This window comes from Klebsiella sp. RCJ4 (assembly GCF_009025755.1).
Lineage (GTDB): Bacteria > Pseudomonadota > Gammaproteobacteria > Enterobacterales > Enterobacteriaceae > Klebsiella > Klebsiella michiganensis.
Map to the genome: position 1 here is coordinate 247,530 of NZ_WCIN01000041.1, position 14,936 is coordinate 262,465.

Annotated in this window: 14 protein-coding genes; 10 read left to right on the forward strand and 4 right to left on the reverse strand. The window is 57.6% G+C overall.

Translation table 11 applies throughout. The annotated features are described in order from the left end of the window. The first annotated feature begins 171 nt into the window (after window positions 1-171). The 3 genes from ppiD (at window position 172) to F8562_RS20095 (ending at window position 3,072) form a co-directional block, all read left to right on the forward strand. Window positions 172-2,046, forward strand: coding sequence for a peptidylprolyl isomerase (ppiD, locus tag F8562_RS20080; protein ID WP_014837590.1), 1,875 nt, complete (start codon window positions 172-174; stop codon window positions 2,044-2,046). Between the two features lie 148 nt (window positions 2,047-2,194). After that, complete coding sequence (locus F8562_RS20090) at window positions 2,195-2,560, forward strand: helix-hairpin-helix domain-containing protein (RefSeq protein ID WP_014837591.1); 366 nt, start codon at window positions 2,195-2,197, stop codon at window positions 2,558-2,560. A gap of 110 nt (window positions 2,561-2,670) precedes the next feature. Continuing rightward, the gene (locus tag F8562_RS20095) at window positions 2,671-3,072 is read left to right on the forward strand and encodes a YbgC/FadM family acyl-CoA thioesterase (protein WP_004848264.1); all 402 of its coding nucleotides are present in this window, start codon (window positions 2,671-2,673) and stop codon (window positions 3,070-3,072) included. A gap of 237 nt (window positions 3,073-3,309) precedes the next feature. On the opposite strand, the gene queC is transcribed toward F8562_RS20095, so the two are convergent. Then, window positions 3,310-4,005, reverse strand: a complete 696-nt coding sequence (gene queC, locus F8562_RS20100; RefSeq protein ID WP_014228183.1) for a 7-cyano-7-deazaguanine synthase QueC — start codon at window positions 4,003-4,005, stop codon at window positions 3,310-3,312. Between the two features lie 66 nt (window positions 4,006-4,071). Continuing rightward, window positions 4,072-5,772, reverse strand: a complete 1,701-nt coding sequence (locus tag F8562_RS20105) for an SgrR family transcriptional regulator (protein WP_014837592.1) — start codon at window positions 5,770-5,772, stop codon at window positions 4,072-4,074. 126 nt (window positions 5,773-5,898) lie between these two features. On the opposite strand from F8562_RS20105, the gene cof reads away from it, so the two are divergent. Beyond that, a complete protein-coding gene (gene cof, locus F8562_RS20110; RefSeq protein WP_014228185.1) occupies window positions 5,899-6,717 on the forward strand; it encodes an HMP-PP phosphatase in 819 nt (272 codons plus the stop codon). A 46-nt stretch (window positions 6,718-6,763) separates the two neighbouring features. Here cof and F8562_RS20115 read toward each other — a convergent pair whose 3' ends face one another. Continuing rightward, window positions 6,764-7,816, reverse strand: coding sequence for a PLP-dependent cysteine synthase family protein (locus F8562_RS20115; protein ID WP_014837593.1), 1,053 nt, complete (start codon window positions 7,814-7,816; stop codon window positions 6,764-6,766). A gap of 115 nt (window positions 7,817-7,931) precedes the next feature. On the opposite strand from F8562_RS20115, the gene F8562_RS20120 reads away from it, so the two are divergent. The 6 genes from F8562_RS20120 to amtB are packed head-to-tail and all read left to right on the forward strand — an operon-like array spanning window position 7,932 to window position 13,878. Next, window positions 7,932-8,390 (forward strand): Lrp/AsnC family transcriptional regulator, encoded by a 459-nt coding sequence (locus F8562_RS20120; RefSeq protein WP_004135994.1) that lies wholly within the window; start codon window positions 7,932-7,934, stop codon window positions 8,388-8,390. Between the two features lie 42 nt (window positions 8,391-8,432). Beyond that, window positions 8,433-10,205 carry a SmdA family multidrug ABC transporter permease/ATP-binding protein gene (locus tag F8562_RS20125; protein WP_014837594.1) on the forward strand — a complete coding sequence of 591 codons (1,773 nt, stop codon included), beginning with the start codon at window positions 8,433-8,435 and terminating at the stop codon, window positions 10,203-10,205. Continuing rightward, the gene (locus F8562_RS20130; RefSeq protein WP_089046426.1) at window positions 10,198-11,976 is read left to right on the forward strand and encodes a SmdB family multidrug efflux ABC transporter permease/ATP-binding protein; all 1,779 of its coding nucleotides are present in this window, start codon (window positions 10,198-10,200) and stop codon (window positions 11,974-11,976) included. Before F8562_RS20125 ends, F8562_RS20130 begins: the two co-directional genes overlap by 8 nt. Continuing rightward, complete coding sequence (locus F8562_RS20135; protein ID WP_014837596.1) at window positions 11,976-12,206, forward strand: hypothetical protein; 231 nt, start codon at window positions 11,976-11,978, stop codon at window positions 12,204-12,206. Before F8562_RS20130 ends, F8562_RS20135 begins: the two co-directional genes overlap by 1 nt. A 13-nt stretch (window positions 12,207-12,219) precedes the next feature. Continuing rightward, window positions 12,220-12,558, forward strand: coding sequence for a P-II family nitrogen regulator (glnK, locus tag F8562_RS20140; protein ID WP_004099573.1), 339 nt, complete (start codon window positions 12,220-12,222; stop codon window positions 12,556-12,558). Between the two features lie 33 nt (window positions 12,559-12,591). Beyond that, a complete protein-coding gene (amtB, locus tag F8562_RS20145; RefSeq protein WP_014837597.1) occupies window positions 12,592-13,878 on the forward strand; it encodes an ammonium transporter AmtB in 1,287 nt (428 codons plus the stop codon). Between the two features lie 56 nt (window positions 13,879-13,934). Here the strand turns inward: amtB and tesB are convergent, their stop codons facing one another. Further along, a complete protein-coding gene (tesB, locus tag F8562_RS20150; protein ID WP_014228190.1) occupies window positions 13,935-14,798 on the reverse strand; it encodes an acyl-CoA thioesterase II in 864 nt (287 codons plus the stop codon). Window positions 14,799-14,936: the final 138 nt, after the last annotated feature.

Here is a 14,936-nt window from a genome sequence, read left to right on the forward strand (position 1 = left end):
TCGTAAGATGTGCCTTTTTTATTTGCCAGAATGAGACTTAATGTGACTTTATACGCACTTGTGGGCTGACAATCACCCCGTTTTCTTGTCAAAATACGTCCTCACGCGCGGCGGCCATCACATGCTATGCTGCGCGAGCTAAAGTCATCTACAGCGGAGCGTTGTTACACCATGATGGACAACCTACGCACGGCCGCCAACAGCGTCGTGCTCAAGATTATTTTCGGTATCATTATCGTCTCGTTCATTTTGACCGGGGTGAGTGGTTACCTGATTGGCGGTGGTAACAACTATGCCGCAAAAGTTAATGACCAGGAGATTGGTCGCGCACAGTTTGAAAATGCCGTTGCCAGCGAGCGTAATCGCATGCAGCAGCAGCTTGGCGACCAGTTCTCAGAACTGGCGGCCAATGAAAATTACATGAAGACCATGCGTCAGCAGGTGCTGAACCGTCTGATTGACGAGGCGCTGCTCGATCAGTATGCCCGTGAGCTGGGTCTCAACATCAGCGACGACCAGGTGAAGAAGGCTATCTTCCAGACCCAGGCTTTCCAGGCGGATGGCAAATTTGATAACGAGCGCTTCAGCCGTATTGTTAATCAGATGGGGATGACGACGGATCAGTACGCGCAGGCGCTTCGTAATCAGCTGACGACTCAGCAGCTGATCAACGCCGTAGCCGGTACCGACTTTATGCTGCCGGGCGAATCCGACCAGCTGGCGGCGCTGGTTTCTCAACAGCGCGTCGTCCGTGAAGCCACTCTCGACGTAAACGCGCTGGCGGCGAAGCAAACCGCAACCGACGATGAAATCAACGCGTTCTACCAGCAGAACCAGGCGCGTTTTATGGCGCCTGAGCAGTTCCGCGTCAGCTACATCAAGCTGGACGCTGCCAGCATGCAGGAAAACGTCTCTGACGAAGAAATTCAGTCATGGTACGACCAGCATCAGGATCAGTTCACTCAGCCGCAGCGTAACCGCTACAGCATCATCCAGACCAAAACCGAAGCGGATGCGCAGGCGGTGCTTGATGAGCTGAAGAAAGGCGCTGACTTCGCCACGCTGGCCAAAGAAAAATCAACCGATATTATCTCTGCCCGCAGCGGCGGTGATATGGGGTGGCTGGAAGATGCGGCGACCGTGCCAGAGCTGAAAGAGGCCGGTCTGAAAGAAAAAGGCCAGCTTTCTGGCGTAATTAAATCCTCCGTTGGGTTCCTGGTTGCCCGTCTGGACGATGTACAGGCAGCACAGGTTAAACCGCTGGCTGAGGTTCGCGACGATATTGCGGCGAAAGTGAAGCAGGAAAAAGCCCTGGATGCGTACTATGCCCTGCAGCAGAAAGTGAGCGACGCGGCGAGCAACGATAACGAGTCGCTGGCGGGCGCAGCCCAGGTTGCCGGTCTTAAAGTGGTTGAAACCGGCTGGTTTGGCCGCGACAGCCTGCCGCAAGAGCTGAATTTCAAGCCGGTCTCTGAAGCTATCTTCAACGGCGGCCTGGTGGGCGAGAACGGCACGCCGGGCAGCAACTCCGATATCATCACCGTCGACGGCGATCGTGCGTTTGTTCTGCGCATCAGCGAGCATAAACCGGAAGCGGTGAAACCGCTGGCGGATGTAAAAGCGCAGGTGAGCGATATTGTGAAGCACACGAAAGCGGAACAGCAGGCGAAGCTGGATGCCGACAAGCTGCTGACGGCCCTGAAAGAGGGCAAAGGCGATGAAGCGATGAAAGCCGCAGGCCTGAGCTTTGGTGCGCCGCAGACGCTGTCACGCACCGGTCAGGAAGCGCTGAGCCAGTCCGTCTTTGCACTTCCGCTGCCGCAGGCGGGTAAGCCAAGCTACGGCGTGGGCTCCGATCTGCAGGGCAACGTGGTGCTGCTGGCGCTGGACGAAGTGAAAGCGGGTACGATGCCGGAAGAGCAGAAAAAAGCGATGATTCAGGGGATCACCCAGAATAACGCCCAGATCGCTTTCGAAGCGCTGATGAGCAACCTGCGTAAAGCGGCGAAAATTAAGCTCGGCGACATTATCGATCAGCAACAATAATTACGTGCTGCTTCGCAAAAGCAAGTAACGTGATGTCATTCTCAAAGGCCGCTTTCGCGGCCTTTTCCATTTCTGCATTTTGCCTTTTGTACTCTTTTCCCTTCGTCGCTATCGTGACCTTGCTGTCTACAAACAAGGAGATAACAGCATGAAACGAGGAATGAAAACGCTTATTGCCGCCGTACTGGTTTGCGCGGCGGGGAGTCAGATAGCGCAGGCGGCGCCTTCTGCCGGCAAAGCGTCGGCGCCGGTAAAGGAAAGCGTGCAGTCGCCGCAGTCAAAAGCGCCGGATGCGTTAAATGCGGCGGATAGTGAAGGCACCAGGGTGAGTATCAATAACGCCAGCGCGGAAGAGCTGGCTAAGGCGCTGAATGGCGTCGGCCTGAAGAAAGCACAGGCTATAGTGAGCTATCGCGAAGAGTACGGGCCATTTAAAACCGTTGACGATCTTAAGCAGGTACCCGGAATGGGCAACTCGCTGGTAGAGAGAAATCTGTCACATCTGAAGCTGTAAATTTTCAGCGAAAGTTTGCACAGTCGTCATTATTTGCCAGACTGAAGAGGTCATGCCAGTGGTGTGACCTCTGACCTCAAAACAACAATTAAAGATAAGGCATTTGCGCTATGCAGACACAAATCAAAGTTCGCGGCTATCATCTGGATGTCTATCAGCACGTTAACAATGCGCGTTATCTGGAGTTTCTCGAAGAAGCGCGTTGGGATGGCCTGGAAAGCAGCCCGGCCTTCCACTGGATGACCGCTCGCAACATCGCCTTTGTGGTGGTCAATATCAATATCAACTACCGCCGACCGGCGGTACTAGGCGATGTGTTAACCGTCACCAGCAAGCTCGAACAGCTGAACGGAAAAAGCGGGACGTTAAGCCAGGTGGTCACCCTCAACCCTAACGGCGAAGTGGTCGCCGATGCGCTTATCACTTTTGTCTGTATCGATCTAAAAACGCAGAAAGCGCTGCCGCTTGAGGGCGAACTGCGGGAGAAGCTGGAGCAGCTTGAGCCTCGCTAACAGGCCAGCCGGAGGGGGATGTCCCGGAGGCGGTGCTGCGCACCTGTCCGGGCTACTTTTCCTCAGCTGTCTGCGATCCGGTAGCGCGGGCTACGCGTTCTCAGCAGCCTGCGATCCGGTAGCCCGGGCAGGCGCACAGAAAGTGGCAGAACTTCCCCGAAGGCGCTTCTGCGTATCTGACCGGGCTATGCATCGTGAGCCGCCTGCGATCCCGCCGCGCCGCCGGGAAGTAACCGGTTACTGGAGCCCGGTTTTCTGCTTCATCACCGTCATCACCCCAACCTTATCGCCCAGATACTGGCTCAGCCCGTTGGCGCGGAGGTTACAGGCGGCGCACTGCCCGCAGCCGTCGCCTTTAATGCCGTTATAGCAGGTGAGGGTTTCATGGCGCACCAGGTCGAGCTGGCCCCAGTAATCGGCCAGGGCCCACGTTTCGGCTTTGTTAAGCCACATCAGCGGCGTCTCAAAGCGAATATCTTTCGCCATACCGAGGCTGACGGCATGGTGCAGCGCTTTCACGAACTCGTCGCGGCAGTCCGGGTAGCCCGAAAAGTCGGTCTCGCAAACGCCGGTGATAATGGCTTCCGCCTTCACCTGATACGCGTAAATGGCCGTCAGGGTTAAAAACAGAATGTTGCGCCCGGGTACGAAGGTATTCGGGATGCCGCTGGCGTCCGGTTCATAATCCGGAACCGGAATGCTATCGCGGGTCAGGCTGCTGACCGCCAGTTCGTTAAGCAGGGTGACATCAAGGACTTTATGGGCCACGGCCCCCAGCTTTAGCGCCAGTTCGCGAGCAACGTCAATCTCCGCGCGATGACGTTGGCCATAATCAAAAGTGACGCAATGCACTTCATCATACTGTTGCAGAGCCTGCACCAGGCAGGTCGTCGAATCTTGTCCTCCGCTGAAGACAACTACGGCGCGTTTCATGGTAATTCCTGACAATCGAAGTGAGGCGCATATGGTAGCGCCTGATGAACGTGACCACCAGCCCCGTCACGGCGCAGAGGCCGGTAGCCAGGCGCTGGCGAAATCAAACCAGCCGCGCGCGTTTAGCCGTAGTCCGTTGACCCCCGGCGGCGCGCTGATGCGATAATTATAATTAAACAGCGGCGTCATGATGGCATCGTCCATCAGGCTGTTAAAGACGTTGCGCAACGCTTCGCTACGGCTGCGTCCGTCCGGTAGGGCCTGAACGGCATCCAGCGTCGCCTGGAGATGCGCATATTGCGCCCCGGTCAGCAAATTAGGCCACAGCACGTCGCAGCGTAGCCACTGCTCCAGCGCATAGACCGGCGCTTCGCCAATCAGGCGGTCGCCCATCATCAGGTCCGCCTGTGCAAACTGCTGGCAGCCATCCCAGTTTTTCGCATCATGGAAAATAATCGTCAGCTCACAGCCCAGCTCCGCCAGCCGTTGACGAAGCCGATCCGCCATGGCGTGTAGCTCTACGGGGAGGTGATAGAGCAGCGTAAGCCGTTCGGGCAGAGGGGTATCATGATTTTCAGGCCACTGCGGAATAGACCAGCCCGGCAATACTTCGTTGCTGGGCGCGATCAGATCCTCATCCAGCGGCAGGGTTTCTAACAGGGTGGAGCGATGAATCAGCGAGACCAGCCTTTGCGCCTGCGCTTTGTTAAGACGAGGGCTCTGGCGCAGCGTCAGATAGCAAAAGCCGAGGCTAATACTGTTGCTGACCTGACGTAGTCTGGTCAGTTCGTCAGGATCGCCAATGGTTATCTGTACCGGATGACGACAGCTGGTGCCCAGATCCTGCTCGAACAGCTGCGGCGTGATCCAGTATTCCACGGCCTGCAGCAGCGGGTGAGTGAGATGATAGCGCTGATGGTTTTCCAGCCGCACCAGGTCCGGAGTAAATCGCTTCAGGCGAAACGGTCCGCTGCCGATCGCCGGATCGTCAGGATGCGCCAGCACGCTGCAGTAGCTGGCAAGGCGGAACGGCAGCCAATAATCGGCGCGATGCAGGGTGATAGTCAGACACTGGGAGTGGGTGACGCTAATCTCGCTGATACTGGCGAACAGCGTGCGCAGCGCGGGCAGCTGCAGCAGCATCAGGAGCCGCTGCTGCAGCTGTGAGGTTTTAATCGGATCGCCGTTGTGCCAGAACAGGGTAGAACGAATATAAAAGTGCCAGCGCAGGCCGTCAGGCGACACCTCCCAGTGATGGGCTAAATCGCCTATCGGACAGGTACTCTGCGCATCAAATCGGGTCAGACCGGAAAATATCTCCCCGGCCAGGTGCTGCTCCGCGCGTCCCGGCATAAAACCCGGGCGCAGCGGCTCCAGCGGACGGTAGTAAGGAATACGCAGGGTCGGCGTATTGTTCTGCCATTGGCCGCCGAGAAAGGGGGAAAGCAGCGCTTTAAGCTCCACCGGCGCCAGCTGGGCTAGTTCGAGGGCATTTTGCTGCTGCCCTTTATTCAGCGCCTGCTCCATCATCTCATTGCGCAGCGCTTCCGGCGCTTTATAAAACTGAAGTAGCCCGCGCTTTCCGCGACCGGAGCTGGCCTGCCAGCTTAGCCAGCCGGACTCTTGCGCCTGGCGCAGCAGGGTTCGAATGTGGCGTTCGCTGCAAAAGCAGCGTTCGGCCAGCTCGCCGACGGTTACCTGCTGCGGCTCTCCGGCGGAGGGCTGCCAGAGTCGCTGGTACTGATGCAGACGGTTTAATAGCCTCATCGCTGTGTAATCCTGCGTAGATTGGTAAACCCGGAACAATAAAATTTATCTATTCACTATTACTTCCGTATATCTCAGGCAATACTGCAACACAAGCAAAATCCACCACGATTTGGGGAGCAGAAGATGGCAAGACTGGCTGCATTCGATATGGACGGTACGCTACTGATGCCGGACCATCGTCTGGGAGAAAAAACGCTTTCGACGCTCAAACGTCTGCGCGATCGCGACATCACCCTGACTTTCGCCACCGGTCGTCATGCTCTGGAAATGCGCCACGTTATCGGGGAGTTCTCTCTGGATGCGTTTTTAATCACCGGCAACGGGACGCGCATTCACTCTCTGGAAGGTGAGGAGCTGTATCGCCGCGATCTGGCTCCCGATGTGGCGGAAGAGGTGCTGCACAGCGCCTGGGAAACCACGGCAAGTATGCATTTCTTTAACGACGGCGGCTGGTACACCGGGCAGGCGATCCCGGAATTACTGAAAGCGCACGTCTTTAGCGGTTTTCGTTATCAGCTGTACGATCCAAAGCGGATGCCGGCGCATCAGGTCACTAAAATCTGCTTCTGCGGCGATCATGACGATTTGCGGCGGCTAAGGCTTCAACTGAGTGAAGCGCTGGGCGGCCGGGCGGATCTCTGTTTTTCGGCGATGGATTGCCTTGAAGTGTTGCCTGGCGGCTGTAACAAAGGCGCGGCGCTGGCGGTATTAAGCCAGCATCTGGGGCTGACGATGCAGGATTGCATGGCGTTCGGTGACGCCATGAACGACCTGGAAATGCTCGGCAGCGTCGGGCGCGGCGTGATTATGGGCAATGCGATGAATCAGCTGAAAGCGGAACTCCCACATCTACCGGTTATTGGCGACTGCCGTCATCAGGCCGTCTCCCACTTTTTGACTCATTGGCTGGATAATCCCGATCTTCCTTATTCCCCCGAATAAAGAGACCCTGCCAGCAAGCCAGATATCCTGTGATATCTGGCTTCTTTTATTTTGCCTGCAGCAGGTCGGCGATTTGTGCCTGCCATGGGGAGATATCGCCAATATTGGCCGCTACCCACTGCGGGTTGTAGTAGGTTTCCAGATAACGTTCACCGCTGTCGCACAGCAGCGTGACGAGAGAGCCGGTGCGTCCCTCTTCGCGCATCCGCACGGCCAGCTGCAGTACGCCCCACATGTTGGTGCCGGTGGAGGCGCCGACCTTACGTCCGAGCAGCGTTTCCAGCCATAGCGCGGTGGCGACGCTGGCGGCATCCGGTACCCGCAGCATCTCATCGACCACGTCGGGAATAAACGACGGTTCGACGCGCGGGCGGCCGATGCCCTCAATTTTACTGCCGACCGGGCTGCGCAGGCTGGCGTCGCGGCTCTGCCAGTAGTCCATAAACACCGAGTTTTGTGGGTCAACCACCAGCAGCTGCGTATCGTAGCCCTGACAGCGAATGTAGCGTCCGATGGTGGCAGAGGTGCCCCCGGTGCCCGCGCTCATCACGATATACGACGGCTGCGGATGCAACTCGTGGTTCATCTGACGAAAGATACTGTCGGCGATATTATTGTTTCCCCGCCAGTCGGTCGCCCGTTCGGCATAGGTAAACTGATCCATATAATGGCCGTTCAGCTCGCGGGCCAGGGTTTCGGAGGCGGCATAGATTTCGCAGGCGCTATCGACGAAGTGGCAGCGGCCGCCGTAGAACTCAATTTGTTCAATTTTACGTTTTGCCGTACAGGAAGGCATCACGGCGATAAACGGCAGGCCTAAGAGACGGGCGAAGTAGGCTTCAGAGACGGCGGTCGAACCGGAAGAGGATTCGATAATCGTTGTCCCTTCTTTAATCCAGCCGTTGCACAGACCATAGAGAAACAGCGAGCGGGCCAGGCGGTGCTTCAGGCTACCGGTTGGATGGGTGCTTTCATCTTTCAGGTAGAGCTGGATCCCCGGGAACCCCGGAAGCGCCAGACGAATAAGGTGCGTGTCGGCGGAACGCTGATAATCGGCATTAATTTCACTAATCGCGTGTTTAACCCAGGCGCTGTTCATCTCAAATTCCTGTTTGTCATTTTGTGCCTAGCTTAGCGGAAATCGAAGGAAAAATTGTTGCCATTTAGCCTTTCAATTACAATGAATGGAGTAAATTTTTCTCCCAAGGTGCCCTATGTTAGATAAAATTGACCGTAAGCTGCTTTCTTTACTGCAAACCGACTGCACCCTCTCTTTGCAGGCGCTGGCCGATGCCGTTAATCTGACCACCACGCCCTGCTGGAAGCGCCTGAAGCGGCTGGAAGATGAAGGTATTCTGCGTGGGCGCGTCGCGCTGCTGGATGCGGAAAAGGTCGGGCTTGGGCTGACGGCGTTTGTGCTGATTAAGACTCAGCATCACAGTAGCGACTGGTATTGCCGCTTCGTCAGCGAAGTCACGCAGATGGCGGAGGTTCTTGGTTTCTGGCGTATGGCGGGGGAGTATGACTATCTGCTGCGGGTCCAGGTGGCGGATATGAAGAACTACGATGATTTTTATAAACGCCTGGTTAACAGCGTGCCGGGGCTCTCGGATGTGACTTCGAGTTTTGCCATGGAACAGATAAAATACACCACTGCCTTGCCGATTGATTAACGGCATCAGCCGCTACGAATTACACACTCAGGATTTAACTGCTTGCGATTATTTGCCCAACTTAGCTGGTATTTCCGCCGGGAGTGGCGTCGTTACCTCGGCGCTATTGCTCTGCTGATCGTCATTGCCATTCTGCAACTGGTGCCGCCAAAGGTGGTGGGTATCGTGGTTGACGGCGTAACAAAACAACATTACACCGCGGAAAAGGTGTGGATATGGATCGGCCTGCTGGTCGTTATTGCGGTGATGGTCTATCTGCTGCGCTACGTCTGGCGCGTATTGCTTTTCGGCGCCTCTTATCAGCTGGCCGTCGAACTGCGCGAGGATTTCTATCGCCAGCTCAGTCGCCAGCATCCGGCCTTTTACCTGCGCCACCGTACCGGCGATCTGATCGCTCGCGCCACCAACGATGTGGATCGGGTGGTGTTCGCCGCCGGCGAGGGGGTATTAACCCTGGTTGACTCGCTGGTCATGGGCTGCGCGGTGCTAATTGTCATGTCGACGCAAATCAGCTGGCAGTTAACTCTGCTGGCGCTGCTGCCCATGCCGCTGATGGCGCTGGCGATTAAGCGTAACGGTGATGCGTTACACGAACGCTTTCGCGTCGCGCAGGCGGCCTTCTCCAGCCTCAACGACCGCACCCAGGAGAGCCTGACCAGCATCCGCATGATCAAAGCCTTTGGTCTCGAAGACCGACAGTCGGCGCTGTTTGCCGCCGACGCCGCGGATACCGGGGCGAAAAACATGCGCGTGGCGCGTATCGACGCCCGCTTTGACCCGACGATTTATATCGCTATCGGGACCGCTAACCTGCTGGCCATCGGCGGCGGCAGCTGGATGGTGATCCAGGGCAGCCTGACCCTGGGTCAGCTCACCAGCTTTGTGATGTACCTCGGCCTGATGATCTGGCCAATGCTGGCGCTGGCGTGGATGTTTAACATCGTTGAGCGCGGCAGCGCGGCCTATGCGCGCATTCGCACCATGCTGGAGGAGGCGCCGGTGGTGAACGACGGCAGCGAGCCTACGCCGGAAGGCCGCGGTACGCTTAGCGTCGCCGTGCGCGAGTTTATCTACCCGCAGGCGAACAAGGTCTCGCTGGAAAAGGTCAACTTTACGCTCCAGCCCGGGCAGATGCTTGGGATTTGCGGGCCGACCGGCTCCGGCAAGAGCACCATTCTGGCGCTGATTCAGCGCCACTTTGACGTGACTGAAGGCGATATCCGCTTCCACGACGTTCCCCTGACCCGGCTACAGCTGGATAGCTGGCGCGCCAGGCTGGCGGTGGTTAATCAGACGCCGTTCCTGTTCTCTGATACCGTCGCCAGCAACATTGCCCTCGGTAAACCGGACGCCACGCAGGAGCAAATCGAGCACGTTGCGCGGCTTGCCAGCGTGCATGAGGATATCCTGCGCCTGCCGCAGGGGTATAACACCGAAGTCGGCGAGCGCGGCGTTATGCTTTCCGGTGGGCAAAAACAGCGTATTTCCATCGCCCGCGCGCTGCTGCTGGAGGCGGAGATCCTGATCCTTGATGATGCGCTGTCGGCGGTGGACGGCAGAACGGAGCACCAGATTTTGCATAACCTGCGGCAGTGGGGAGAGGGGCGGACGGTGATCATTAGCGCCCATCGCCTGTCGGCGTTGACCGAGGCCAGCGAAATTCTGGTGATGCAGCATGGGCATATTTCCCAGCGCGGTCGCCATGAGGCGCTGGCGGCGCAGCCGGGCTGGTATCGGGATATGTACCGTTATCAGCAGCTGGAAGCGGCGCTGGATGATGTCCCGCAGGAAGATAAGGAGGTCGCCGGTGCGTAGTTTCACTGAACTCTGGCCGACGTTAAAGCGCCTGCTGGCCTACGGCTCCCCGTGGCGTAAACCGCTGATGATAGCGGTTGCCATTATGTGGATTGCGGCGGTCGCGGAAGTCAGCGGCCCGCTGCTGATCAGCTATTTCATCGACAATATGGTGGCGAAGCACTCGCTGCCGTTGAAGCTGGTCTGCGGCCTCGCCGCGGCCTACATTGGCCTGCAACTCCTTGCCGCTGGCCTGCATTACTGCCAGGCGCTGCTGTTTAATCGCGCGGCGGTCGGCGTGGTGCAGCAGCTGCGCAGCGATGTGATGGACGCCGCGCTGCGTCAGCCGCTCAGCGAGTTTGATACGCAGCCGGTCGGGCAGCTCATCTCGCGGGTTACCAACGATACCGAAGTGATTCGCGATCTCTACGTGACCGTGGTGGCGACCGTGCTGCGTAGCGCCGCTTTGATTGGCGCGATGCTGGTGGCGATGTTCAGCCTTGACTGGCGGATGGCGCTGGTGGCTATCGCTATTTTCCCGGCGGTGCTGATCGTGATGATGATTTATCAGCGCTACAGCACGCCCATCGTCAGGCGGGTTCGCGCCTGGCTGGCGGACATCAACGACGGTTTTAATGAAGTGATTAACGGCATGGGCGTCATCCAGCAGTTCCGCCAGCAGGCGCGGTTCGGCGAGCGGATGCGCGAGGCCAGCTACGCCCACTATCTGGCGCGTATGCAAACCCTGCGTCTTGATGGCTTCCTGCTGCGCCCACTGCTGAGCCTGTTCTCTTCATTAATTCTCTGCGGCCTGCTGATGCTGTTTGGTTTCAGCAGCAGCGGAACGATCGAAGTCGGGGTGCTATACGCCTTTATTAGCTATCTTGGGCGACTGAACGAGCCGCTGATCGAGCTGACCACCCAGCAGTCAATGCTGCAGCAGGCGGTCGTGGCGGGCGAGCGCGTCTTCGAGCTCATGGACAAACCGCGTCAGGCGTGGGGTGAGGATAGCGAGCCGCTGCGCAGCGGGGCGATGAGTATCGATCATGTCTCTTTTGCCTACCGCGACGATAGCCTGGTGTTGCAGGATATTAATCTCGATATCCCGTCCCGCAGCTTTGTGGCTCTGGTTGGTCATACCGGGAGCGGTAAAAGCACCCTGGCCAGCCTGATGATGGGCTACTACCCGTTAACCCAGGGAGAGATTCGCATCGACGGTCGTCCGCTTTCTTCCTTAAGCCACAGCGCGCTGCGGCAGGGGATTGCGATGGTGCAGCAGGATCCGGTGGTGCTGGCTGACACCTTCTATGCCAACGTCACCCTCGGTCGCGACATCAGCGAAGAGCAGGTGTGGGAAGCGCTGGAAGCGGTACAGCTGGCGGCGCTGGCCCGTGAAATGGAAAACGGTATTTATACGCTGCTGGGCGAGCAGGGGAATAATCTCTCCGTTGGCCAGAAACAGCTGCTGGCGCTGGCGCGGGTGCTGGTCGATACGCCGCAGGTGCTGATTCTTGATGAGGCGACGGCCAATATCGATTCCGGTACCGAGCAGGCGATTCAGCAGGCTCTGGCTCGGGTGCGCGAGCACACCACGCTGGTGGTGATTGCGCACCGCTTATCGACCATCGTCGAGGCCGATACGATCCTGGTACTGCACCGCGGTCAGGCCGTTGAGCGCGGAAGCCACCAGCAGCTGCTGGCGGCCAGAGGCCGCTACTGGCAGATGTATCAGCTGCAGCTGGCTGGCGAAGAGCTGGCGGCCAGCGCGCAGGAAGAGTCGCTTATCGCCTGATGCACCATAAACAGGCAGCGCCGCCGCCGCGGCCTGAGGTGGTGCAAAATCGTCACAAGCTGCGCACTGAAATGGTGCAGTTTCAGGCAAAAGAGGCATTTTGCCGCTTCGTTTCCGCCGAATTATTCTCCTTCCTCCTCAAAAAGGGCCGCCTGGCGGTCCTTTTTCATTTCTGGCATAGCCCTTGCTTTATTAGAGACGTGTTAGCTGCGGCCATTACCGAATTCTGACTGGAGGGGACTTATGAAGCTGGTTACCGTGGTAATCAAACCATTCAAACTGGAAGACGTGCGTGAAGCATTATCTTCAATGGGTATTCAGGGCCTGACGGTCACTGAAGTTAAAGGGTTCGGCCGTCAGAAAGGCCACGCGGAGCTCTATCGCGGCGCGGAATATAGCGTCAATTTTCTGCCGAAAGTGAAGATTGACGTCGCGATTGCCGACGATCAGCTGGACGAAGTCGTCGATGTCATCAGTAAAGCGGCTTACACCGGAAAGATTGGCGACGGCAAAATCTTTGTCGCCGAGCTGCAGCGCGTGATTCGCATCCGTACCGGCGAATCAGACGAAGCGGCACTGTAACTTTCAGACCACACAGTGATGGGGAACGAAACAATGAAGATAGCAACAATGAAAACAGGTCTGGGAGCGTTGGCTCTCCTTCCGGGGCTGGCGATGGCCGCACCGGCGGTCGCGGACAAAGCCGACAACGCTTTTATGATGATTTGCACCGCGCTGGTGCTGTTTATGACGATTCCGGGTATCGCGCTGTTCTACGGCGGGCTGATCCGCGGTAAAAACGTTCTCTCCATGCTGACGCAGGTCATCGTGACGTTTGCGCTGGTCTGCGTACTGTGGGTGGTTTATGGCTACACGCTGGCCTTCGGCGCTGGCGGCAGCTTCTTCGGCAACTTCGACTGGGTACTGCTGAAAAATATTGAACTGAAAGCGCTGATGGGGAGCTTCTATCAGTACATCCACGTTGCTTTCCAGGGCTCCTTTGCCTGTATTACCGTTGGCCTGATCGTCGGTGCGCTGGCGGAACGTATTCGCTTCTCGGCGGTACTGATATTCGTTGTGGTATGGATGACGCTCTCTTATGTGCCGATTGCGCACATGGTATGGGGCGGCGGTCTGTTGGCTACGCACGGCGCGCTTGATTTCGCCGGCGGTACGGTTGTTCACATCAACGCCGCGGTCGCGGGGCTGGTGGGCGCCTACATGATGGGCAAACGCGTCGGCTTTGGTAAAGAAGCGTTCAAACCGCATAACCTGCCGATGGTTTTCACCGGCACCGCCATCCTCTACGTTGGCTGGTTCGGCTTTAACGCCGGTTCAGCAAGCGCGGCGAACGAAATTGCCGGTCTGGCGTTCGTTAACACCGTGGTTGCAACGGCGGCGGCTATCCTGGCATGGACCTTCGGCGAGTGGGCAACCCGCGGCAAGCCGTCACTGCTGGGCGCCTGTTCAGGGGCGATTGCCGGTCTGGTCGGCATCACTCCGGCCTGTGGCTACATTGGCGTCGGCGGCTCGCTGATTGTGGGTATCGCTGCGGGCCTTGCGGGTCTGTGGGGCGTCACCGTTCTGAAACGCTGGCTGCGCGTTGATGACCCGTGCGATGTGTTTGGCGTCCACGGCGTCTGCGGTATCGTAGGTTGCATCCTGACCGGTATCTTCGCCGCGACTTCTCTGGGCGGTGTGGGCTACGCGGAAGGCGTCACCATGGGCCATCAGGTTCTGGTACAGCTGGAAAGCATCGGTATCACCATTGTCTGGTCCGGCATCGTCGCCTTTATCGGTTACAAGGTTGCCGATATGACCGTTGGCCTGCGCGTACCGGAAGATCAAGAGCGTGAAGGGCTGGACGTAAACAGCCACGGCGAAAACGCCTACAACGCCTGATAAAACGAGTTATCTCCTGAAGCTGCAGAGCCTCCCCTCGGGGAGGCTCTGCTTTTTTATGCGTTGCGATTACGCATGACGCCTTCCTGTACCGTGGAAGCCACCAGCGTACCGTCCTGAGTGTAGAACTCGCCGCGGACAAAACCGCGCGCGCTGGAGGCGGAGGTGCTCTCAACGCTGTACAGCAGCCAGTCGTTGATGTTGAACGGGCGATGGAACCACATTGAGTGATCGATGGTGGCAACCTGCATGCCCGGCTCCAGAAAACCGACGCCGTGAGGCTGCAGGGCAACGGGCAGGAAGTTAAAATCCGAAGCGTAGCCCAGCAGAGACTGATGGGTGCGGAGATCTTCCGGCACTGCGCCGTTGGCGCGGATCCAGACCTGACGCGTTGGTTCTGCAACGTGCCCTTTCAGAGGGTTATGGAATTCGACCGGGCGAATCTCCAGCGGTTTATCGCAGAGAAATTTCTCTTTGACCTGCGGCGGCAGCAGGTGGGCCAGCTTGCGGGCAATATCCGTTTCGGAGGGAAGCGCGTCCGGAGCGGGTGCCGCTGGCATGGTTTTCTGATGTTCATAGCCGGGTTCTGGCGCCTGGAAAGAGGCGGTCATATAGAAAATGGGCTTCCCGTTTTGAATCGCCGCCACCCGGCGGGCGCTGAAGCTATTGCCATCGCGCAGGACTTCAACATCATAGATGATAGGTTTCAGGCTATCGCCGGGACGCAGGAAGTAGCTGTGAAACGAGTGAATCAGGCGTTCTGTGGGCACCGTCTCTTTTGCCGCATACAGCGCCTGACCCACTACCTGGCCGCCAAAGACCTGTCGCAATCCCAGATCTTCGCTCTGTCCGCGGAACAATCCCTCTTCAATTTTTTCCAGATTTAACAATGCCAGCAAATGGGTTAGTGCCTGACTCATAGTTATCCTCAATCAATGATGACTGCCTGGCGCAGCGCGTTATTGAGGCAAAGTATAACCTGGAATCGCAAGTGGTCCGATGGGTTCAATAATCTGAATATGGGCTCTTTTCCAGGAAGAGATCTGAGATCTGTGCCA